Annotated in this window: 23 protein-coding genes; 13 read left to right on the top strand and 10 right to left on the bottom strand. The window is 36.4% G+C overall.

The genetic code is table 11. The features are described 5' to 3' along the window. Positions 1-11: 11 nt before the first annotated feature. From FLAVO9AF_RS01100 to dapF, 6 genes are all read right to left on the bottom strand, one after another. Positions 12-917 (bottom strand): phytanoyl-CoA dioxygenase family protein, encoded by a 906-nt coding sequence (locus tag FLAVO9AF_RS01100; RefSeq protein WP_159682753.1) that lies wholly within the window; start codon positions 915-917, stop codon positions 12-14. Between the two features lie 159 nt (positions 918-1,076). After that, on the bottom strand, positions 1,077-1,709 hold the full coding sequence (locus FLAVO9AF_RS01095; RefSeq protein WP_159682750.1) for a peptidoglycan-binding protein LysM: 633 nt from the start codon (positions 1,707-1,709) through the stop codon (positions 1,077-1,079). A 97-nt stretch (positions 1,710-1,806) separates the two neighbouring features. Next, positions 1,807-2,685 carry a DUF2279 domain-containing protein gene (locus FLAVO9AF_RS01090; protein ID WP_159682745.1) on the bottom strand — a complete coding sequence of 293 codons (879 nt, stop codon included), beginning with the start codon at positions 2,683-2,685 and terminating at the stop codon, positions 1,807-1,809. A 20-nt stretch (positions 2,686-2,705) separates the two neighbouring features. Further along, positions 2,706-3,746, bottom strand: a complete 1,041-nt coding sequence (gene mltG / locus FLAVO9AF_RS01085; protein WP_159682742.1) for an endolytic transglycosylase MltG — start codon at positions 3,744-3,746, stop codon at positions 2,706-2,708. Between the two features lie 11 nt (positions 3,747-3,757). After that, the gene (locus tag FLAVO9AF_RS01080; protein WP_159682739.1) at positions 3,758-4,291 is read right to left on the bottom strand and encodes a GNAT family N-acetyltransferase; all 534 of its coding nucleotides are present in this window, start codon (positions 4,289-4,291) and stop codon (positions 3,758-3,760) included. A gap of 16 nt (positions 4,292-4,307) precedes the next feature. After that, a complete protein-coding gene (dapF, locus tag FLAVO9AF_RS01075; protein WP_159682736.1) occupies positions 4,308-5,090 on the bottom strand; it encodes a diaminopimelate epimerase in 783 nt (260 codons plus the stop codon). Positions 5,091-5,227: 137 nt separating this feature from the next. Between dapF and FLAVO9AF_RS01070 the strand changes: the two genes are divergently transcribed. Continuing rightward, the gene (locus FLAVO9AF_RS01070) at positions 5,228-6,628 is read left to right on the top strand and encodes a trypsin-like peptidase domain-containing protein (RefSeq protein ID WP_159682733.1); all 1,401 of its coding nucleotides are present in this window, start codon (positions 5,228-5,230) and stop codon (positions 6,626-6,628) included. Positions 6,629-6,785: 157 nt separating this feature from the next. Next, complete coding sequence (locus FLAVO9AF_RS01065; protein ID WP_159682730.1) at positions 6,786-8,234, top strand: glyceraldehyde-3-phosphate dehydrogenase; 1,449 nt, start codon at positions 6,786-6,788, stop codon at positions 8,232-8,234. Positions 8,235-8,503: 269 nt separating this feature from the next. Here FLAVO9AF_RS01065 and FLAVO9AF_RS01060 read toward each other — a convergent pair whose 3' ends face one another. Then, entirely contained in the window at positions 8,504-8,962 is a 459-nt protein-coding gene (locus FLAVO9AF_RS01060; protein ID WP_159682727.1) for an Lrp/AsnC family transcriptional regulator, read from the bottom strand. Positions 8,963-9,162: 200 nt separating this feature from the next. Between FLAVO9AF_RS01060 and ald the strand changes: the two genes are divergently transcribed. Then, entirely contained in the window at positions 9,163-10,293 is a 1,131-nt protein-coding gene (gene ald, locus FLAVO9AF_RS01055; RefSeq protein WP_159682724.1) for an alanine dehydrogenase, read from the top strand. 662 nt (positions 10,294-10,955) lie between these two features. On the opposite strand, the gene FLAVO9AF_RS01050 is transcribed toward ald, so the two are convergent. Together FLAVO9AF_RS01050 and FLAVO9AF_RS01045 are read right to left on the bottom strand one after the other, a co-directional pair. Beyond that, entirely contained in the window at positions 10,956-12,377 is a 1,422-nt protein-coding gene (locus tag FLAVO9AF_RS01050) for an APC family permease (protein WP_159682721.1), read from the bottom strand. Between the two features lie 90 nt (positions 12,378-12,467). Further along, positions 12,468-13,745 (bottom strand): dicarboxylate/amino acid:cation symporter, encoded by a 1,278-nt coding sequence (locus tag FLAVO9AF_RS01045; protein WP_159682718.1) that lies wholly within the window; start codon positions 13,743-13,745, stop codon positions 12,468-12,470. A 330-nt stretch (positions 13,746-14,075) separates the two neighbouring features. On the opposite strand from FLAVO9AF_RS01045, the gene FLAVO9AF_RS01040 reads away from it, so the two are divergent. From FLAVO9AF_RS01040 to FLAVO9AF_RS01030, 3 genes are all read left to right on the top strand, one after another. Continuing rightward, positions 14,076-14,468 carry a lysozyme inhibitor LprI family protein gene (locus FLAVO9AF_RS01040; protein WP_159682715.1) on the top strand — a complete coding sequence of 131 codons (393 nt, stop codon included), beginning with the start codon at positions 14,076-14,078 and terminating at the stop codon, positions 14,466-14,468. A gap of 3 nt (positions 14,469-14,471) precedes the next feature. Next, positions 14,472-14,813 (top strand): iron chaperone, encoded by a 342-nt coding sequence (locus tag FLAVO9AF_RS01035; protein ID WP_159682712.1) that lies wholly within the window; start codon positions 14,472-14,474, stop codon positions 14,811-14,813. 226 nt (positions 14,814-15,039) lie between these two features. Then, the gene (locus tag FLAVO9AF_RS01030) at positions 15,040-15,861 is read left to right on the top strand and encodes an alpha/beta hydrolase (protein WP_159682709.1); all 822 of its coding nucleotides are present in this window, start codon (positions 15,040-15,042) and stop codon (positions 15,859-15,861) included. 87 nt (positions 15,862-15,948) lie between these two features. Here FLAVO9AF_RS01030 and FLAVO9AF_RS01025 read toward each other — a convergent pair whose 3' ends face one another. Next, positions 15,949-16,863 (bottom strand): TIGR01777 family oxidoreductase, encoded by a 915-nt coding sequence (locus FLAVO9AF_RS01025; protein WP_159682706.1) that lies wholly within the window; start codon positions 16,861-16,863, stop codon positions 15,949-15,951. Between the two features lie 116 nt (positions 16,864-16,979). Between FLAVO9AF_RS01025 and FLAVO9AF_RS01020 the strand changes: the two genes are divergently transcribed. The 7 genes from FLAVO9AF_RS01020 to FLAVO9AF_RS00990 are packed head-to-tail and all read left to right on the top strand — an operon-like array spanning position 16,980 to position 22,875. Then, positions 16,980-17,639 (top strand): TetR family transcriptional regulator C-terminal domain-containing protein, encoded by a 660-nt coding sequence (locus FLAVO9AF_RS01020; RefSeq protein ID WP_159682701.1) that lies wholly within the window; start codon positions 16,980-16,982, stop codon positions 17,637-17,639. Next, on the top strand, positions 17,639-18,946 hold the full coding sequence (locus tag FLAVO9AF_RS01015) for an AarF/ABC1/UbiB kinase family protein (protein WP_159682698.1): 1,308 nt from the start codon (positions 17,639-17,641) through the stop codon (positions 18,944-18,946). Before FLAVO9AF_RS01020 ends, FLAVO9AF_RS01015 begins: the two co-directional genes overlap by 1 nt. A gap of 2 nt (positions 18,947-18,948) precedes the next feature. After that, positions 18,949-19,104, top strand: coding sequence for a DUF2256 domain-containing protein (locus tag FLAVO9AF_RS01010; RefSeq protein WP_201296271.1), 156 nt, complete (start codon positions 18,949-18,951; stop codon positions 19,102-19,104). After that, positions 19,059-20,363 carry a DASH family cryptochrome gene (locus FLAVO9AF_RS01005; RefSeq protein ID WP_159682694.1) on the top strand — a complete coding sequence of 435 codons (1,305 nt, stop codon included), beginning with the start codon at positions 19,059-19,061 and terminating at the stop codon, positions 20,361-20,363. The genes FLAVO9AF_RS01010 and FLAVO9AF_RS01005 overlap by 46 nt, the downstream gene beginning before the upstream one ends. A 3-nt stretch (positions 20,364-20,366) precedes the next feature. After that, positions 20,367-21,851 (top strand): cryptochrome/deoxyribodipyrimidine photo-lyase family protein, encoded by a 1,485-nt coding sequence (locus tag FLAVO9AF_RS01000; RefSeq protein WP_159682667.1) that lies wholly within the window; start codon positions 20,367-20,369, stop codon positions 21,849-21,851. Between the two features lie 38 nt (positions 21,852-21,889). Next, positions 21,890-22,174: a TIGR03643 family protein gene (locus FLAVO9AF_RS00995; protein WP_064714514.1), complete on the top strand. Its 285-nt coding sequence runs from the start codon at positions 21,890-21,892 to the stop codon at positions 22,172-22,174. Between the two features lie 17 nt (positions 22,175-22,191). Continuing rightward, positions 22,192-22,875, top strand: coding sequence for an SDR family NAD(P)-dependent oxidoreductase (locus FLAVO9AF_RS00990; RefSeq protein ID WP_159682661.1), 684 nt, complete (start codon positions 22,192-22,194; stop codon positions 22,873-22,875). The last annotated feature ends 44 nt before the right edge of the window (positions 22,876-22,919 follow it).

The following is a 22,919-nucleotide window of genomic DNA, read 5'->3' as shown; positions in this document are numbered from 1 at the left end:
TATAGACAATTTTAAACCCACTCTTTAGCTTCTTCATGCCATTCACTAATATAACTTAGATATTGCACCATACGTGGCGAAGTACCGTAATTTGGAGTTGCGCAATGCGGCAGGGCTTGATGCCAAATCACCATATCGCCTGCAGTAGCAGAAATCGTCTTGGATTGTAGTGTTGCTAAAGCGTGCGCTCTCGGATGAACACCTTCGGGAATCTGCTCCATCCAAGAAGCAATCTTAAGATGGAAACCAGGCACACAATGGAAAGCACCATCTTGTGGTCCACAATCTGATAAATAAATCAAGCCTTGCAATCGAAACGGGATGGGCAATTGCAAACTCACATCCCAATGTAAACCATCTCCTTTGAAAACATAATTTGACGTAACGGGTGGGTTAAAACTTATTTTATCGATGGTTTTGTAAATAGCTTCAGACTGATAAAGCTGTTCGAAAGCTTTCTTGATTCTGGCTGAAGCTCTGTTTTTTTCTAACAACGGATGGTCAAAAAAATTAACCATCATTCCGCGTTGTTGTGGATGGCTTTGGTACCAAGTATCAGGTTGTTCTGGATGCATTCCCAAAAACTCCCAAATCAGCTGTTGAGTCGCAGCACAATCCGCTTTTGAAATCGCATTTGGCAAAATAATATACCCATTGGTTTCAAAAAAAGTAAGTTCCTCATCATTTAAAACGTTACCAACTTCTGCAACTGATGGAAGTAATTTAGTTTCTTTTTCATTGACCCAATGCTCAAATTCTTCAATAGATGGTTTTTCAAAGTACAAATAATGCAAGGCTTCATCAATTCCTACTCCTCTTTTGTACAAATATTCTATTTCATGAGTCCAGTTTGAGGTCGTTTCTTTGACTCCTAAAGCTCTATTTCTGAAAGCAACAAGTAAGTGATTGGTGTTCATAAGTAAATCATTAACGCTATATCAAATATAACAAATGCATAAAGCATCATAATCTAAGATGCTCTAGAGCCCAAGTTTTTAGTTATGAAATCTGATTTTACTGTGTGAATCATAAAAAAACCAGCTCTAAAGCTGGTTCTCTTGTTTTTTCTTTTAAACTTAAATCGAATGTACTGTTGCGTTACTGTTAGCAACAATAACTGAGGTGTCGTAACCTCCAAAAGCTTTTAAATAACTTCGTAATGAAGTTCCATAAGCATCACGGAAATACCTTTTGCCGTTGTGTCTGAAAAATTTCTTTACTGTTCCGGCTCCTGCCAAATGTGCGGCAGCCAAAATACCAGACTCGGTAATCAAAATTCCATCAATGACACTTCCTTCGTGCTTCTCGATAACCGATTGCAACAAGGATTTGTTTTTGGACAAAAGCGCAATAAAGGCTTTTTCTTGTAATGCTGGATTGTTTAAAAAATGATGATTGTTTTGTACACCAATCGCTCGAAGTGTTTGCACACCAAATTGATATTTCCCTAAGTAACCAAAAGAATTTACTTTTTGATATTTACCTCTAGATTCTTTGTGAGCAATAGCTTCTTTGAAGCCTACAAATAAATTCTTGGTAAAGGGAATGTCTGCAATAGACGTTTCGTTGGAAGGAAAAGCTGAAATTGTAGTTTCCTTTTCTACAGGTTGAACCACTGGACTGAGGCTCTTTTTTTCGTTTTTAAAACCTAAGCTTAAAAAGGTAACAATACCCATTAAACTCAAGAAAAAATACCATTTCTTTATCATAAATTGTTTTTCTTCACGCGCTGTCACCTTGTGAAATTTCTACACGCAAAGATACCACTTTAAAAAAAGAGACTGAAAAACAGTAAGTTAAAAATTGTTAAAAGTACAAGGAGTGTGCCTTAAAGCCAGTGTGAGTGCTATATGACAAAGTTGGAGCAGGTACTTTTATGGTGTTAAAAACCGAAAAAAGGGTCTTTAAAAAAGAATTTTTAGTAGTAATTTTCGTTAAATCAACATCAAAACTAAGATAAAACTGTCTGTATCGTTGATCTTTTGCATCAATTCCTGAGAGCATCCCGTCAGCCCCGTATCCAAATGCTAGGTTCAACCATTTTGGAATTTTAGATCCTTTGAAAAAAGAATGCATATTGACCGATAACCAATAGGTTTGCCCGTTGTAATCTTTAAGAAGTTGTTCTGAAAAAGTGCTGCCTAATTTATTGGGATTTTGTGCAGCAAATGAAGTAGTATGAAAAGAAAATTTAGGAGTAATTCGTTGTTCCTTCCAAAGCAACTCTTGCGAAACGTAAAGTCCTGTTCCAAGCGCATTGGCCAAAATATCACCAGATGAAGCTCCCCATTCTGCAGAATAACCATCCATCACTTCGACAATAGACAAAAAGGAAAAACCTAAAGTAGCGCCATAAATCAACTGATCTTGTTTTCGAACGCCGCTCCATTGCAAAGCTTCGGCTCCAAAACGTCCCAAATGATAAGCTGAGTACAAATGTCCTATTTTGTCCATCTGCAACCACTCAGAATTATCATTAATAAAATGAAAATTTGATTTGGGATAATCCGCGTACCAAAGTTGATTCAGTCCTACCAAAGTAGCACCTCCCAACACCGTTTCAGTAATGATAACAGCGTTTCTTCTTTGAATATTTAAAGAATCGGATGGGGTAAAAAAAGAGTTTGGAGCCTCTTGTGCAAAAAGCCCAAAAGTGCTCCAAAAAAAAAGTAGCAATCGAAACATAGTATTTCGAAAGGAGATAATTATCGTTTCACACCTTGATTGTTGATCCAATCTGAATACTTTTTGGCATTAATATTATGTTCTGGCAAGGTAGCAGCAAACTCATGGTAACCAAAACGATCTACACTAGCACAAAAATAAATGTAATTGTGTTTTTCAGGTGCCAAAACCGCTTCAAGTGCTGTGATATCAGGCATAGCAATTGGACCTGGAGGTAAACCAATATTCTTATAGGTATTGTAAGGCGAATTCAAGAACAAATCGTTGTAAAACACGCGCTTAATTACTTGATTAAAATCATTGCTTTTCTTTTTCAAAGCATAAATCACAGTAGGATCTGCTTGTAACGGCATACCTTGTTTCATTCGGTTCAAATACACTCCTGCGATACGAGGTCTTTCGTCTTTTTTAACCGATTCTTTATGAACAATAGAAGCTAAAATCGTTGCTGTAACAGGAGTTAAACCTTGTTGAGCCGCTTGTTGGGTTCTTTTTTCATTCCAAAAAGTACGGTATTCTTTGATCATTTTATCACGAAACTTTTCGGCTGTAATGTTCCAATATACTTCATAAGTATTGGCAATAAACATTACAAAAACATTATCCTCTGTAAAACCGTTTTCTTTAAGAAAAGTCGAATCTTTAAACGTAGTCAATAAAGACAAACTATCTGGTTCGATTTGTGAGCCCACACGACCTGCTAAGTTTTCTAAACGCTCTTGGTTGTTGAAAGCCAATTTCACAGGATCATTGATTCGCATCGTTTTTACCAAATCATAACTACTCATTCCGTTTTTAAGTAAAAATCGTCCTGATTTCACATTTTCTGGATAACTGGTTTTTCCAGCTACCAATTCAAATCGTTTCATGTCTTCAACATAAGGTGAAATGAGTTTTTTGACCGCCTCATAATCAGAACCCGTTGGAACATAAACGTATACTTTTTCCTCACTGAATTTAGTATTGGCACTAAAAATTTGACGAATCAATACAAAACCGTACACTAATAACACAGCGGCAACTACTACAGCTCCAATTGAAATGATTTTTTTTACGTTCAAAATATAAAATTTTAAAATTTATGATTAATTAACTGAAAGATAGCCTCGTCTTTGTAGGAACCATTTACTAAAATCCAATCTTTTTTTGTTCCAATTTTTTCGAAGCCAAATTTAGTAAAAAGAGCAATACTAGCGGTGTTTTCAACGCTTATATTTGCATAAAGCTGATGTAAATTCAAGTCATAAAAAGAATACCGAATCAAAAGTTCTAAAGCTTCAGAACCTATTTGCTGATTTCTATTCCCTGCTGACTGAATAACGATTCCAATTCCTGCTCTATTATTTTTGGGGTCAAATTCAAACAAATCAATGAGTCCAACCGCAGGAAAATCTTGGTCCTTACATATCGCTAACCGCAATTGTTTGGCTTCATAGATGTCTTGATGGGCATTTTCTAAATACTGCTTGACCAAGAATCGACTGTAAGGCGTTTGGGTGTTGCTCACTTCCCAGATGCTTTGGTCGTTTTCCATAGCATACACAAACTCCAAGTCATTAGGTTCTAAAGCTCGTAAATAAATCGTGTTTCCTTTTAAAGTATTCATCAAGATGTTAGAATAATTAGATTTCGATTTGACCTTTAAAGACGAATTTAGCAGGTCCTTTCAAGAATACATTGGTATACTGACTTCCTACTTGATTAAAGGAAACTTCTAGCTTTCCTCCTTCTACATTTAAATGAATAGCATTTGAAGAGGTGACTCCCGTTGCGTTCATCGCGATTGCAACTGCTGTAACACCTGTACCACAAGCCAATGTTTCATCTTCTACACCACGCTCGTATGTGCGAACTGCAAACGTATCTTCGTTTATTTGAGAAACAAAATTAACATTACTACCCGCCTTACCATACAAATCACTATAACGAATTGCGGCACCATTTTCCTTTACATTATAATGCTCAAGGTCATCTACAATTTGCACATGATGTGGTGAACCTGTATTCAAAAAAGAAAACTCGGGAGTAATTTTTAATTCATTTACATCTATCATCTGCAAAGAAACCAAGCCATCTGAGGCTACCGAAGCGTGATGTAAACCATCGGTGGCAATAAAAGTTGTGGCATTCTCAATTACATTCAATTGTTTTGCAAAAGCCACCAAGCAACGACCTCCGTTTCCGCACATCGAACTTTCATTCCCATCAGAATTATAGTAAACCATACGAAAATCCGTATCGCTATCATTTTCGAGTAAAATCAAACCATCCGCACCAATTCCAAATCGTCTATCGCATAAACGCTCAATTAGAGCAACATCCTCTTTTGGAAAAAAAAGAGAGCGATTATCAATCATTACAAAATCGTTTCCTGTTCCTTGGTACTTATAAAAATCTAGTAGCATTTTTTAGTAATTTTAATGCACAAAAGTACGATTAATAATGAAAAGTTAAACACTGTTAAAGTGCGTTAAACTACTTTTTTAGCAAAAAGACATCTATTAAATTTGTGACCAAATAACTAATAAAACTAAATTGTATTATGAAAAAATTTTCATCCTTATTTTTGGTATCGTTACTTAGTGGTGCTACCACTTTGGGAGCTTACAAGCTTTTATTTGAGGGCAATGGGTATTTTTCTAATGACAAAAAAGACATTGTAACAGTCGCATCAGAAAATTACGGAAGAAATGTAGGTCTCTCAGCAGAAGCAGTCGATTTTACTGAAGCAGCTGACAAAGCCGTTCACTCAGTAGTTCACGTAAAAAATGTATCTCGTAGAACCGTAAGTAATCCTATTATGGAGTTTTTCTACGGCTATGGAGGCGGACAATTACAAGAACAAGTAGGAACAGGTTCAGGAGTAATCATCTCTGAAGATGGCTATATCGTGACGAATAATCACGTAATCAAAGACGCTTCGGAAATCGAAATCACACTGAACAATAAAAAAACCTATGCAGCCAAATTAATCGGAACCGATTCTAAAATGGACATTGCTTTGTTGAAAATCACTGCCGATGAAAAATTGCCTTACACGGTTTTTGCTAACTCTGATAACGTAAAAGTAGGTGAATGGGTTTTGGCTGTTGGTAATCCTTACAACTTAAACTCAACAGTAACGGCAGGTATCGTTTCTGCCAAAGCTAGAAACTTAGATGCAAGAGGCATACAGTCGTTTATTCAAACGGATGCCGCTGTAAACCCAGGAAACTCTGGTGGTGCGCTGGTAAATGCTAGAGGAGAATTGATCGGGATCAATACGATGATTTCTTCACCAACTGGAAGTTATACGGGTTATTCTTTTGCTGTACCTTCTAATAATGCTAGAAAAATTATTGAAGATTTAATGGAATTCGGTAACGTACAACGAGGCATTCTTGGTGTAGAAGGTAGAGAATTGAATAGTCCCGCTTCTAAAGATTTGGGAATAAAAGAAACGGAAGGTTTTTACATTAATAAAGTGAGTAAAAACTCTGGAGCTGAAAAAGCAGGTTTACAAAAAGCAGATATTATAGTAAAAATTGATAATCAAAACATAACGTCGTATGCAGACTTATCAGGATACATTAATACCAAACGCCCAAATGATAAAGTAGTAGTAAACTATATTCGTGAAGGCAAAAACAAATCGACTACAGTAACCTTGAGCAAAAACGAATATTTTAGTTCTGAATTCAAAGGAATAGAGGTAGAAAATATTGATGCTGGCGACAAAAAGAAATTCAAAATTGATTATGGTGTAAAAATCAAAGCCATCACCAATGAACGTTACCTCCAATATGCCGATGAATTACAAGGCAATATCATTTTGAGTATCGACAATGTAAAAGCTACGAATGTTGAAACTGTTTCAAAAATTATGAAAAACAAGGAAGAGCAACAAAGCATCCGAATTGAAATGATTAACCGAAATGGAGAAATTTTCAGAATAATTATTTAACACTACATAACAGAAATCCAATAGCCATCACGCTCCAAAGCATGATGGCTTTTTTTTATGAAAAAAAATTGCAAAACAGTTTACGAAATCGATTGAAATAGGGTACTTTTGCAAAAAATTTAAAAAACACAACTTTATTTTTTTACAAAAAACCCATATGAGTACAACACAATTATACGAAAAAGAAGTTACGTTACAAGCCGACAGAAGACGGTCTGGAGTAGAATTAATCAAAATTATTAGCGACTTATGGTATGACAAATCCATCGAATTGGTTTTATTCAGAAACCATTTGATTGACAGAAATGTGAGCGAAATTCTAAACTTGCACGAATATGCAGGTGAATTTGTCGGAAAACCCATTTCAATTTCTGATTCTGTAGAAATCGCTAGTGTAATTCTATCTTTAGACTTACCTCCTTCTAAATTAGATATCGGAAAATTGACTTACGAATACGGTCTTTTGGACGAAAAATATCCAGACGCAAGACATTTTGTTATTGACAAATTAAAAGAAGCCAAAACAAGTGATGAAATCCAACCAAAAGATGTTGTATTGTATGGTTTTGGAAGAATTGGGCGTTTATTGGCTCGTGAGTTGATGTCCAAAACTGGCAAAGGAGACCAAATGCGTTTGAGAGCCATTGTAACTCGAGATAAAAACGATGCTACTAGCTTAGAAAAAAGAGCTTCTTTATTGCGTTACGATTCCATTCATGGCGATTTTAATGGTTCTGTTATTGCAGATCCAGCCAACAATGCATTGATCATCAACGGGACTACCGTTCATATGATTACTGCCAACACTCCAGAAGAAATTGATTATACTGCTTACAATATTGACAATGCCTTAGTAATCGACAATACTGGAGCATTCACTACTCAAGAAGCTTTGAGTCGTCATTTAACTTCAAAAGGAACTGATAAAGTATTGCTTACTGCTCCAGGAAAAGGCGTTCCGAACATCGTACACGGGGTAAACCAAAACGAATACAATCCAGATGAAGTAAATATTTTTTCTGCTGCTTCTTGCACAACTAATGCCATCACTCCAATTTTGAAAGCTATCGAAGATACTTTGGGAGTAGTAAAAGGACATTTAGAAACCATTCACGCCTACACCAACGATCAGAATTTGGTTGACAACATGCATAAAAAATACCGTCGTGGTAGAGCTGCTGCCTTAAATATGGTAATTACCGAAACAGGTGCTGGAAGTGCGGTTGCCAAAGCCTTACCGTCATTAGAAGGAAAATTAACTTCAAACGCGATTCGCGTTCCTGTTCCAAATGGTTCATTAGTGGTTTTGAATCTTGAAGTTAACAAAGCAACTTCTGTCGAAGGCATTAACAACATTATGAAAAAATACGCTTTAGAAGGCGAATTGGTAGAGCAAATCAAATACTCGTTGAACAACGAATTGGTTTCTTCGGATATTGTGGGAACTACAGCGCCTTCAATCTATGATAGCAATGCCACTATTGTTTCTAAAGACGGAAAAAACATAGTATTGTACATTTGGTACGACAACGAATACGGCTACAGCCATCAAGTAATTCGTTTGGCCAAATACATTTCAAAAGTAAGACGTTATACTTACTATTAGTAGATAGTATTCACACTAATCCGTTGAGATTAAAATAAAACAGTAAAAAAAATTAACCACATAGAAAATAATAGATTGTAAAAAACATAAAAGAATGAATAGAAATAGCACTATTTTACACATAGTATAGCTATGTGAATAGTAAAACGTCTATTGTTCACTTTTAAAAACTAAAACTCTATGATTCTCCTATGTGGTAAAAAAAACAACGGATAACGTTAATTATAATTCAACAAACCATCAAGAGGCAACTTTTGATGGTTCTTTTTTTAAATCGGTAACACCGTTGTGCTTTTCACTTCAGAAATGATAAAGAAACTATTGATCAAACTAACCTCGGGCAACACCGATAATTTCTTTTGATGAAAATGGTGGTAACTTTCCATATCAGGCAACACCACTTTGAGCAAATAATCAAAACTACCCGAAACAAAATCACATTCCACTACTTCAGGCAAATTCAGAATCGCTTCATTAAAAGCCTCCGAGATGTCAAACGTTTGTTTTACCAACGTGACTTGACAAAAAACCGTCAAATTCTTACCCAACTTTTTCTTATTGAGTACCGTAACATATTTATCAATAACTCCCTCTTTTTCAAGACGTTTCACACGATCGTGAACTGGCGTTAAAGACAAATTTATTTGATTTGCAATGTCTTTTAACGTCAAATGCGCGTTAGCTTGCAAAAGCCGTAAGATTTTTTTGTCGGTTTCATCTATATTCATAATGAAGGTATTTTTTCTATAAGGGCTTCTTTAGATAATATTTCTTTTTAAATCCAAAAAAACGTTTTCGTAAAGAAATATTTTAGGCTAATTTACATAAATAAATTAATTTTTTCCTATTTAATGATAGTATGTAAAAACTTTTTCTTTTTAAATTACTTTTATACTTTCAAACAAGTAGTAACTTAAAACTCTCTCATATGATTATTGGTGTTCCAAAAGAAATCAAAAATAACGAAAACCGAGTAGCTCTTACACCAGCTGGTGTAGCCGAATTCAAAAAACAAGGGCATACCGTATATGTACAAACCAATGCTGGAATCAACAGCGGTTTTGGGGATCAATCTTATATAGATGCAGGAGCATCCATTCTTCCAACTATAGAAGCAGTGTATGACATTGCTGAAATGATCATAAAAGTAAAAGAGCCAATCGCTTCTGAATATCCTTTGATTAAAAAAGACCAATTATTATTCACTTATTTCCACTTTGCTTCTTCTGAGCCGTTAACACACGCAATGTTAGAGCGTGGTGCAGTTTGTTTGGCTTACGAAACGGTAGAAAAAGCAGATCGTAGCTTGCCTTTATTAGTACCAATGTCTGAAGTAGCGGGACGTATGTCTATCCAAGAAGGAGCTAAATATTTAGAAAAACCAATGAAAGGAAAAGGAATCCTTTTAGGTGGTGTACCAGGTGTTCCTCCAGCAAACGTAGTAGTTTTAGGTGGTGGAATCGTAGGAACTCAAGCAGCTAGAATGGCCGCTGGTTTCGGAGCTAGAGTAACCATTATGGACGTAAGCTTACCACGTTTGAGATATTTGTCTGATGTAATGCCAGCTAACGTAGTAACTCAAATGTCAAATCATTACAACATTTGCGAAGCGATCAAAACAGCCGATTTAGTAATTGGTGGTGTATTGATTCCTGGAGCCAAAGCGCCTCACTTAATCACTCGCGATATGCTAAAATTAATGAGTCCTGGAACCGTAGTAGTAGACGTAGCCGTTGACCAAGGAGGTTGTATCGAAACTTGTAAACCAACCACTCACGAAGACCCAACGTTCATCATCGATGATATTGTTCACTATTGTGTGGCCAATATGCCAGGTGCTGTGCCTTACACTTCAACTTTAGCGTTGACCAATGCGACTTTGCCTTACGCAATTCAATTGGCCAACAAAGGATGGAGAAAAGCCTGCGAAGAAAACAAAGAATTAAAATTAGGATTGAACGTAGCCAACGGAAAAGTAGTATACCGTGGCGTTGCCGAAGCTTGGGATTTACCTTTGCACGAAGTAGAAAGCGTTCTAGCAGAAGAAGCTGTTTGCTAATTCCATCTGACAACATTTTGATTAAAACATATAAGTAACCTAAGTTTTAGTTTAAATAGATAAAGTAAAATAGTCAGTTCATTGAAGTAGTTTAAGACCAATTTACAAAACCCTTGTAACTTATATTGTCTTTAACCATCTGCATAAACAAGCTACTTCACATAGCTTAAATGACTTATATGTTTAAAAAAAATGTTTAACATACAAAATCCGTCTCGTTGCAAAACCAGACGGATTTTTTTATGCTTATTTTGGAGCGGAAAGAATAGGCTTTTTTGCGAGCATCGTCCTGCTCTCCGCTATATCTTTGTTTTTTAACCCAAAAAGCAAAGAATGCCGCTGCGATCAGGGCTAAAAGCTGAGAAATGGCTTTCTTGGAGGTAATGAAAAGAAAAAAATAATAAAATCTTTAACTTACAAATACAACGGATTAAAATCCGTTGCTACAAAATATTTCGTTCCTACGGAACTTACACACTCAAAAAGGGTCGTAGACTCGGCATATTTTATAAGGCTGGACTTCAGTCCAGTTCAACGTAGCATTAAGGATAAAAGAGCCATAGGCTCAATCCATTTTATTTTGCAAAAAAAAAGCAACGAATTACAATCCGTTGCTATAAAATATATTATCTCCTTAAATATTTTCCATTCTTTGTAGAATACTACTCCTTCAACACCTTACGCTGCGTAAAATAATACACTGGAATTCCAGTAAGCATAATCAGTACGCCCCAACCACAAGTAGAGAATTTGGTAAACAATAACGAAATACAAATTGCCGAAGCAATTACAATATACAAACCTGGCAAAAACGGATAGCCAAACGCTTTGTAAGGACGCTCGGCATCGGGCATTTTTTTACGTAGAATAAAAATCCCGTAGATGGTCAAAATGTAAAAAATCAATACAATGATGATTACAAAATCCAATAAATCGCCATATTTACCCGTCAAACACAAAGCCGAAGCCCAAAAACACTGTGCCCAAAGCGCCCAACTTGGTACACTTTTCTCATTCAGTTGTGCGGCTTGCTTGAAGAACAAACCATCTTTTGCCATCGTATAATACACTCGGGAGCCCGCCATAATCAATCCGTTGTTGCAGGCAAAAGTCGAAATCATAATCATCACCGCAATAATCACGGTACCATAATCGCCAAACGTATATTGAGAAGCAACCACCGCTACCCTATCGGATTTGGCTGTGGCAATTTCCTCTATTGGAATAACCGCCAAATACATCAAATTGGTCAACACATAAATAATCGTCACAATGAAAGTCCCCAAAAACAAACTCAAGCCCACATTGCGCTTTGGATTTTTCAATTCGGCTGCAATAAAAGTAACTCCGTTCCAAGCATCACTCGAAAACAACGACCCCACCATAGCTGCCGAAATTCCAGCTAATAAAGCCGTTCCAGCAATTGGTGTCCATTGTTTTGTATCTAAATTATAGGATTTGGTTTCCCATACACCCGTCCAGTTTACGTCCCAAACCTCGGCTTTTGCCGCAAGGATAAATCCAAAAACAATCAATCCAAAAAGTGACAAAATTTTGATAATGGTAAGCACGGTTTGCAACGTTTTGCTGTCTTTTACGCCGCGACTGTTGAGATAGGTTAAGAAAACAATGGTAATGATAGACACAATTTGAGCCGCGTTGAGTTGAAAAGCACCCAAATAGAGCAAAATATTTTCATCACTCAACGATGGAATCAAATAGGCGGCAAACTTAGAAAAACCTACACCTACCGCAGCAATAGTTCCGGTTTGAATCACTGCAAAAAAACTCCATCCGTACAGAAACGCAATCAATTTGTTGTAGGCTTCTTTTAGATACACATATTGTCCGCCAGCATTGGGCATCATCGCGCTCAATTCGCCATAACTCACCGCAGCAATCATAGTAATGAGTCCAGAGATTAACCAAATCAAAGTAAGCCAAGCAGCAGAACCCACTTGTCGCGCAATATCGGCACTTACAATAAATATTCCTGAGCCAATCATCGAACCTACTACGAGCATCGTACCATCTAAAAGTCCGAGTTCACGTTTAAAATCTTCGGGTTTGTTTTCTTTGTTCATAGTTGAAGTTAAAATTCATTAAATAAAATTGGCTTTCGCCAGTTGTTAATAGCATAAAAAACGCGAGTTCACTCTTTAAAAGTAAAGGCGTTATCGCAACGCTTTTTCTAAGGCTTCCTCATCGAGTTGATTTTCCCAACGAGCAATGACAATTGTAGCAACGGTATTGCCAATAAAATTAGTCAATGCTCTACATTCTGACATAAATTTATCAATACCAAGAATCAGCGTCATTCCAACTACGGGCACATCAGGAACGACAGCTAATGTAGCTGCCAATGTAATAAATCCAGCTCCCGAAACTCCTGCAGCTCCTTTTGAACTCAGCATAGCAACAAGTAACAACAAAATTTGTTTGTCAAGAGATAAATCAACATCACAGGCTTGGGCAATAAAAAGTGCTGCCAAAGTCATATAAATATTCGTCCCATCCAAATTAAAAGAATAGCCAGTAGGGATTACCAATCCAACGACTTGTTTGGCACAGCCAGCTTTTTCTAATTTTTTCATCACATTTGGCAAAGCTGATTCAGAAGAGCTAGTACCTAATACCAAAACCAATTCTTCCTTAATGTATCGTAGCAATTTGAAAATATTGAACTTATTGTACCAAGCAACAGCGCCTAAAATGATAAAAATAAAAAAGGCGGAAGTCAGGTAAAAGGTAACTACCAATCCTCCTAATTTCAATAATACGGACAAACCAAATTTACCCACCGTAAAACCCATCGCTCCAAAAGCACCAATGGGAGCCAACTTCATCAATATTTCGACGATTTTAAAAATGGGATGCGACAATGCGTGTAAAAAATCAAGTACTGGTTTACTTTTATCGATAGTCAACGTAATACCAATACCAAACATAATCGAAACGAAAAGCACTTGTAAAATGCTGTCACCAGTGAGGGAACTCATCAGCGATTTTGGAATAATATCTAGCACAAAATTGGATAAATTATGCTCCTTTGTGGCATCAATATAATCTTGTATAGATTTGGGGTCTAGGGATTTTGCATCAATGTTCAGGCCGGCTCCAGGTTGAATGATGTTACTTACTAACATACCTATAATCAAAGCCAAAGTCGAAAAGATAAAAAAGTAAATAAATGCTTTACTAGTAATTCTTCCCATTGCTTTTAGGTCGCCCATAGAGGCAATTCCAGTAGTAACTGTTACAAAGATTACTGGGGCAATAATCATTTTTATTAAAGCAATAAATCCGTCTCCTAAGACTTTTAAATTCATCGCTTTTTCGGGTACAAAATGACCCAATAAAATACCCGCTACAATAGCAAGGAGCACCTGAAAATAAAGAGCTTTATACCAAGGTTTGGGGAGAGTTGGAGCGGTATGCACTTCAAATGACATAAGAAATAGGTTAGTTATAGTTGGCTAAAGATATAATTTTTTGCTAAAAATTGGATGTTATGAAAAAAGAATCCTAACAAAGGCTAAAAAAGCAGGCCACAAATTCACAAATTCTTTTTTAAATCTTTTACTGACTAAAAAATAAAAAAAAGATTTTACTATTTTTGAGAATGTTTCCAAAAGGGTACTTTGTTTCCTTTTAGCCCCGGGAGGAGCGGCATCCTTTGTTTTTTTTCTTTAAAAAGACAAAGATATAGCGTATCACGGGACTTTGATGGCCAAAAAGCCGATTGTTACTGCTCCTAAAATTCACCTTCTTAAAATGCAACTATGTTAGAACGCATCGACATCATCAATAATTTTAATTCTCCAATGAAAAAACTTCTACTGTCCCTATTATTTTTGGTATTTACCGTTTCGGCTGCCACAGCACAAACTCAGTTAGAGATGAACGAAAAAGCCTCTCTAGATTACAAGAAAGCCGATGCAGAACTCAACAAAACCTACAAAAAGTTGGTTTCGCTTTTGGACAAAAATGAAAAAGCGTTGCTCATTCAAGCGCAAAAAGATTGGATAAAATACAGAGATTCGCATTGTAAATTTGAGGCCGACCCTTATACGGGTGGAAGCATAAAACGCTTAATTTGGTTGACTTGTATGGAGGAAATAACGAAAGAAAGAACGAAGCATTTGAAAGAAAGTCTCAAAAATCTAAACCAATAAGATATGGAAACCGTAGCCTCTTATTTCGCGAAATTCCCCGAAGCCAGTCAAAAAAGAATGCAGCAAATTAGAGCGCTCATTTTGGAAAAAGCGCCCGAGGCCCAAGAAAGCATTAGCTACGGAATGCCCGCCTATAAAACCAATGGGAAGCCGTTGATTTATTATGCGGCTTTCAAAAATCACATTGGTTTGTATGCTACACCTTCTGGCCATACGCATTTCGCTGAAGCACTTTCGTCTTACAAACAAGGCAAAGGCTCCGTGCAGTTTCCGAATAAACAGCCGCTTCCGCTTGATTTAATCGCTGAAATTATAGCGTTCAGGGTTGAAGAAAACAAGAAATAGCCCGTTGGGTAAAATTATTTTTACCACATAGAATCATAGAATTTATAGTTTTTAAAAAGAAATAAATAGACGTTTTACTATTCACATAGGTCATCTATTGTGAAAAATAGAACTATTTCTGTTTTTTCTATGTTGATTTGCTACTAATCTATGGCTCTATGTGGTTAAGTTTTTTTAATTTCAATTAACAGTTAAGATATACGCACTTTAAAGCAACAAGTATAGTATGAAATATTCCTTTTTAGTCCTTTTTTGTATCCTTCATTTTTCTGTTCAAGGGCAATCCGTTTTAAAACAAAGTGCGTCTTTGACGATTGGTGAAGTGAAAACTATTTCTTCTTCGATTTTAAAAGAAGAGCGAACTTTAAATATTTATTTGCCTCAAAATTATGATGCGACCAAATCTTATCCCGTAATTTATCTTCTTGATGGAAGTAGGAATGAAGATTTTCTGCATATTGTAGGTTTGGTTCAGTTTTTTAACCTTCAATTCAAGATGCCCGATTGTATTCTTGTGGGCATTGCCAACATTGACCGTAAAAAAGATTTCACTTTTTATACCGATAAAAAAGACTTTCAAAAAGAATTTCCTACCACAGGACATTCGGCAGAATTTATCAATTTTATTGAGAAAGAGTTGCAACCCTTTATCCAATCCCAATACAAAACCAACGGAACCAACTATTTAATTGGTCAATCCTTGGGCGGACTTTTAGCCACTGAAATCGTCCTAAAACGCCCCAATTTATTCTCACATTATTTAATTTTGAGTCCAAGTTTGTGGTGGGATGACGAAAGTTTACTAACTCAAGCTCCAGAATTACTATCGAAATCAAGCCCTAAATCAAAATACATTTACATCGCTGTAGGGAAAAAAGAGCATCCTGTGATGCAAAAAGATGCCGAAACATTAGTTACTATTTTACAAAAAGCACAATTGAAAGACACCAAGATAGATTTCAAGAGTATGCCAAACGACAATCACGCTACTATTTTGCATCAAAGTGTCTACGAAGCTTTTCTTTTGTTGTTTCCATTTAAAGAATAAAAAAACCTCATTTCGCTATGGCAGCAGCAAAATGAGGTTATTACAACAAACTACAAGTAACAAATTAAACTATTAAAACAAATTCTTCTATTTTTTTAAGCAATCGCGCAAAGCGAAATCGAGATTTTTAAATTGAAAGCGGAAGCCCAAATCGAGTAATTTATCATTAGAAACCCGACGCCCCGTGAGCAACAAAAGTGCCATTTCGCCTAAGGCTAATTGCAACACAAAAGCAGGAACTTTTGGCAACCAAACCGAATAACCATAAATATAAGCTAAGGTTTTTGAGAAAAGCGAATTGGTTGTACTGTCCTCTATCGCCGCATTGTAAGCGCCTTGCATTGCTTCATTTTCTATTGCTTCTAAATAAATGGCACACAAATCGTGAATATGAATCCAAGGCATATATTGATTCCCCGAACCCAATGCCGAACCGAATCCGTATCGAAAAACAGGTGCCATTTTTTGCAAAAAGCCAGCACTTTCTCCCAAAACCAAACCAGTTCTCACTTTGACAGTTCGGATACCAAGTGGCACAATTGCATCTACAGCTTTTTCCCATTCTAGGCATACTTTACCCAAAAAATCGTGCGCAGCTGGTGAAGTTTCAGTACAAATTCCTTCGCCATTCAACGCGCCGTAAATTCCGATTCCAGATGCAGAAATAAAAGCTTTAACATTATTCTTGTTTGATTGCAAAACCGATGCCAATAAAGCAGTAGATTGAACTCTACTATCTAATATCGCTTTTTTGCGTTCTACTGTCCAACGTTTCTCAGCAATAGATTCTCCAGCAAGATGAATAATATAATCGGCGTCTAAAACAGCTTTTTCTTCTATACTACCAGATGCAATATCCCAAGTATAATAGGAAACTGTCGCGGTATTTTTTTTATGGGTTCGAGTCAAAACGTTTATTGTATACCCTTTCTCGGTCAGTAATGTTATCAAATAATGACCAATAAAGCCTGTACCACCTGTGATTAAAACTGTCTTTTTCATCTTATTTTTTGTGTTATCAAAATAACTTATGCAAACATAGGTTAAAATTTTGTTTAACATTATTAATAATAAGTTAAACAATAGTATCTTTATACTCTAATTTAAAAGGAACTAAAATGGCAACTAAAAAAACAGTACTTACCAAAGACAAAATCGTATCCTATTATATGGACCACGTGGTTGAACATAATGAAAAACCAAAATCAATTTACCAATTTGCTAAGAACAACGGATTTAGCGAAGCCGAATTTTATACCTTCTTTGGAACACTTGAAGCTATCGAGAAAGAAATCTTCATTCAATTCTTTGATAAAACCATCGAATTGCTAGAAAAAAACCCTGCATACCCAAGTTATGAAATGCGTTCAAAACTGTTGAGCTTCTATTTTACGTTCTTCGAATTACTTACAGCGAATCGAAGTTATGTTTTATATGCATTGCAACAACATAAAAATCAGTTAAAAAACGTAATGCTTTTGGCTGATGTTCGTAAAAAATTCAAAAATTATATAGGTGAAATTACCACCGATGATTTCCGCATTCAAATAGAACGTTTTCAGGAATACCAAGAAAAAGCGACAAAAGAATCGTTGTGGATTCAGTTTTTACTCACCTTAAAATTTTGGATGGACGACAGTTCCGCAGGATTTGAAAAGACAGACATCTATATAGAAAAATCGGTGAAGGCTGCCTTCGAATTAATGAACATCACTCCTATTGACAGTTTAATCGATTTTGGAAAATTCCTATTCAAAGAAAAAATACAAAAAAACTAATGAAAACTATAGACTATATTCCTACTTCAAAGATTGAAAGAGCGACCAAATTGGTACAAACGGGGGCAAAAGTAGGCGTGAATTACCTAAAATATTACGGAGAAAAAATAGTCAACTCAGACTTGACGAGAGATAAACTCAACGAAGACAATGCCGAAGATATTTATGACGGCCTAAAAAGCTTGAAAGGAAGTGCGCTAAAAGTAGCACAAATGCTGAGTATGGACAAAAATTTTCTGCCACAAGCCTATGTAGAAAAATTTTCATTGTCGCAGTTTTCTGTTCCGCCGCTTTCGGCTCCTTTGGTACTCAAAACCTTCAAATCGAATTTTGGCAAAACACCTTATGAGATTTTTGATGAATTCAATGCCGAATCGGTAAATGCAGCAAGTATTGGTCAAGTACATTTGGCCAAGAAAAACGGAAAAAAATTAGCGGTAAAAATTCAATATCCAGGCGTAGCCAATAGCATTTCTTCGGATTTGGCCTTGGTTAAACCAATGGCGATTCGAATGTTTAATCTACAGGGCAAAGATTCTGATAAATACTTTAAAGAAGTAGAAGACAAATTGATTGAAGAAACCAATTATACCCTTGAACTAAAACAAAGTCAAGAAGTGGTCGCTGCTTGCCAAAAAATTGACAACTTGGTTTTTCCTGCTTACTATCCAGAATTTTCATCCGAAAAAATCCTAACGATGGATTGGATGATAGGGAAACATTTATCTGAATTCACTGCCGAAAACACCAATCAAGAAACCGCCAACAAAGTAGGACAAGCGTTGTGGGATTTTTATATGTACCAAATTCACGTTTTACGAAAAGTACACGCCGACCCACATCCTGGAAACTTTTTGGTAGATAACAACCAGCAATTGGTCGCATTGGATTTTGGCTGTATGAAAAGCATTCCGAATGACTTTTATGTGCCTTACTTTGAATTAATCAACAAAGAAATCATTGACAACAAGCAACTCTTTAATGCCAAATTATTCGAGCTTGAGATTTTAAGAAAAGAAGATACTCCAGAAGAAATTGCGTATTTCACCAGTATGTTTTATGATTTGCTATCGCTCTTCACTTTGCCGTTTCAAAACACGCATTTCGATTTTTCGGATGAAGTCTTTTTTAACAATATTGCGCAATTGGGCGAACGATTTGCCAAAGACACCAACCTGCGCAAGATGAATGGTAATCGAGGTTCCAAGCATTTTATTTATATGAATAGAACCTTCTTTGGTTTGTATAATTTGATGTTTGACCTAAAGGCTTCCATCGCCGTAAATCAATACCAAAACTATTTATAAAATTGAAAAAAACGCACTTGCCATCCAAAATATGCGTGGTCTGTAATCGCCCTTTTGATTGGAGAAAAAAATGGGAAAAAGTTTGGGACGAAGTAAAATATTGTAGCGAAAAATGCAGAAGAAACAAAAAGGAATCGTTTGGTTCAGAAATGACCTAAGAATCGCGGATAATCCAGCGCTACAAAAGGCAATTGCCGAAAATGAAAGCGTAGTTGGTGTGCATTGTTTTGACCCAAAACAGTATGCAACTACGGCTTTTGGATTTAAAAAAACTGCGCATTTTCGAGCTCAGTTTACCATAGATTCGGTTCAAGAATTAAGGGCAAATTTGGCGACACTTGGCATTACGCTTTTGGTGTATCACGATTCGGCTTCACAAATCATTCCGACTTTGATTGATTCTTCTATCCAAACTACGATTTACTTTCAAAACGAATGGACGAGCGAAGAAAAAGAGGAAATCGATAGCGTGAAAAAAAATTGCGGTCCAACTGCAGAATTTGTCGCTACTTATCATCAATTTTTATTTCCGCCAGAAATCATTCCGTTTGCGATAGCCGAAATACCAGCGATTTTTACACAATTCAGAAATGCTTGTGAAAAAAAAGCAGTCGTTCCGAAAATAGGCAAGCTAACCGCTCTACCCGAGTCCAATATAATTGACATACAAACCACAATTCCTACTTTGGAAGATTTAAGATTTACAACATTTGAAGAAGATAGGAGAACCGCTTTCCCTTTTCGTGGTGGCGAAAATCAGGCATTGGCAAGACTGCAAGAATACCTTTGGAACACCAAAAAAATCAGTCAGTACAAACAAACCCGCAACGGATTAATTGGTACAGATTACAGTTCAAAATTTTCGCCTTGGTTGGCTAATGGATGTCTTTCGCCTAAAACCATTTATTGGGAAATCAAGCGCTACGAAAAAGAAATAGAAGCCAACGAGTCTACGTATTGGTTGATTTTTGAATTGCTTTGGAGGGACTATTTCAAATACATTTCGCTTCAAAATGGCAATGCGATTTTTAAAATTGGGGGCATTCAAAACCGAGAGTATCAATGGTCTCAAGACAAAAAAGCCATCCAACAATGGATTAACGGCACTACGGCAGAACCTTTTGTGAATGCAAATATGCTGGAACTGCAACAAACAGGATGGATGAGCAACCGCGGACGACAAAACGTAGCTTCTTACTTTGCCAAAACTTTACTCCTAGATTGGAGAATTGGAGCGGCCTATTTTGAATCGATGCTTTTGGATTATGATGTGCACAGCAATTATGGCAATTGGATGTATGTTTCAGGTGTAGGCAACGACCCTCGTGATAGAAAATTCAATGTCGCCTTGCAAGCCCAAAACTATGACAAGCAGTCGAAATTTCAACAACGCTGGCTTCAACAACAACTTTTTTAAAAGATGAATTCGAATAAAAAACATATCAATATCGTTTGGTTCAAAAGAGACCTTCGTTTGCAGGACAACGAGGCTATCCATAATGCAATCCAATCTGGTCAGCCTACACTTTTACTGTATGTTTTTGAAAAATCACTGCAAAACGATACGCACTACAGCGCAAGGCATTGGAATTTTATCAAGCAATCTATCGTAGCCCTCAATGCAGAACTGCAACCGTATCAAACAAAAGTATTAGCTGTAAATGGAGAAGTCATTAGCACCATAAATAGCATACTCGAACTATACACCATCAAAAATGTCTACTCACATCAAGAAACCGGAATAAGAATTACGTACGACAGAGACAAAGCTTTCAAAAGATTTTGCAAAAACAACCAAATTAATTGGGTCGAAAACATCAATAATGGCATTTTTAGAGGGCTAAAAAACCGAAGCAATTGGGTGGTGCAATGGGAAAAATATATGAATGAACCGCAATTTGCATTCTTACCAAATAACAATAGCTTTATAGAATTGAACCAAATTGAACAGCTAGAACGCTTGTTAGAAAAGACAAATTTAGTCACCATTCCCGATGCTATTTTTCAAAAAGGAGGTACAGAAATGGGACAGAAATATTTAGACTCTTTTTTTAAAAACCGTTATTTCAATTATAGCAATCATATTTCAAAACCTCTACTAGCGAGAAAAAGTTGCAGCAGAATCTCACCATATATTGCTTGGGGAAATTTATCTACCCGAGAAGTATTGCAGCGAGCTGCTACATTTCGGTTGATTTGTACCAATAAAAAACAAATTGATTCCTTTGTGTCGAGACTTACTTGGCAAGCCCATTTTATTCAAAAATTTGAAATGGAAGAAATTATGGAGTTTGAAAGCATCAACAAAGGCTATCACGATTTAAAAAAGAAAATCAATTCCAATTATGTCGAGGCTTGGAAAAAAGGACAAACGGGTGTCCCTCTCGTTGATGCAGCAATGAGATGCTTGAACGAAACGGGCTACCTCAACTTTAGAATGCGAGCATTATTGGTGTCTTTTTTTACTCATAACCTTTGGCAACCTTGGCAAGAAGCTACACAACATTTATCGCAAATGTTTTTGGATTTTGAGCCGGGCATTCACTACCCGCAATTGCAGATGCAAGCTGGCGAAACAGGTGTCAACTTATTGCGCATTTACAATCCGATAAAAAATAGTTTGGAACACGACCCGCAAGGAGAATTTATCAAACAATGGGTACCCGAGTTACGAAATTTGCCATTGCCTTTCGTTCATCAACCTAGTAAAATGACCTTTTTGGACCAAAAATTCAACAATTTCGAATTGGGAAAAGACTATCCAAAACCGATTGTCAATATTGACAGAACTCGAAAATTTGCTTCAGATTTTTTATGGAAAATGAAGAAAAATCCATTGGTTAAAGAAGAAAGCAATCGGATTTTGAAATTACATACCCTAGCCGATATTGGCGATAGCGATTAAAAAATAAACCTAGAACATCTATCAAAAAAGCTTTAGCTATGCCCAACAAAATAGCCCTTACCGAATTAGAAATCGACCGAATTATTGAAATGGCTTGGGAAGACCGAACCACTTTCGAAGCCATCCAATTGCAATTTGGATTAAAAGAACAAGAAGTCATCGACTTGATGCGTGCCGAAATGAAACCTTCGAGTTTCAGACTTTGGCGCGCCCGAGTACAAGGTCGAAAAACAAAACACGAGAAACTTCGAAATTTTACCGAAGGAAGATTCAAATGTACTTTACAGCGACAAATCACCCATAACAAAATATCTAAACGATAAACCAAACTCAACACATTATGAAAAACATCGTAATTATTGGCGGTAGCAAAGGAATTGGTAGCGCGATACTAATGCAACAATTGCAATCGAATCAAGTAATTAACATCAGTAGAACAGCGCCAGATTTGTCACATCCCAATTTAACGCACTATGCCGTTGATGTTTTGCAAGATCCGCTTCCGGACATAGAAAATGTGGATACTTTGATTTATTGTCCAGGTTCGATTAACTTAAAACCAATCGGAAACCTCAGCATATCCGATTTTAAAAACGATTTTGAAATCAATGTTATTGGTGCTGTAAAAGCCATTCAAAAATATTTGCCCGCCTTGCGAAAAGGACAACAGCCTTCGATTCTTTTGTTTAGTACAGTTGCTGCCAAATTAGGAATGCCTTTTCACGCGAGTATTGCTACTGCCAAAGCAGGTGTTGAAGGATTGGTAAAATCATTAGGAGCGGAACTGGCTTCAGTTGTACGCGTAAATGCCATTGCGCCAACAATTACCGAAACTTCATTAGCAGCAGGTATTTTAAGAAATGACCGAATGAAAGAAAACATGATTGAACGCCATCCGATGAAAGGGTATCTAAAACCTGATGAAGTAGCGCACATGGCGAATTTCTTAATTTCAAAAGAAGCCAAATCCATTTCGGGACAAGTTTTTGCCTTAGATTATGGTATGGTTAGTTTTAAAATATAAACTCCGTTTGATTCAAATTATAGAAAAATAAAAAAATAATCAAA

The organism is Flavobacterium sp. 9R, assembly GCF_902506345.1.
GTDB lineage: Bacteria > Bacteroidota > Bacteroidia > Flavobacteriales > Flavobacteriaceae > Flavobacterium.
The sequence above is the reverse complement of the archived record's forward strand: the minus strand, read 5'-3'. Positions and strand labels throughout refer to the sequence as shown.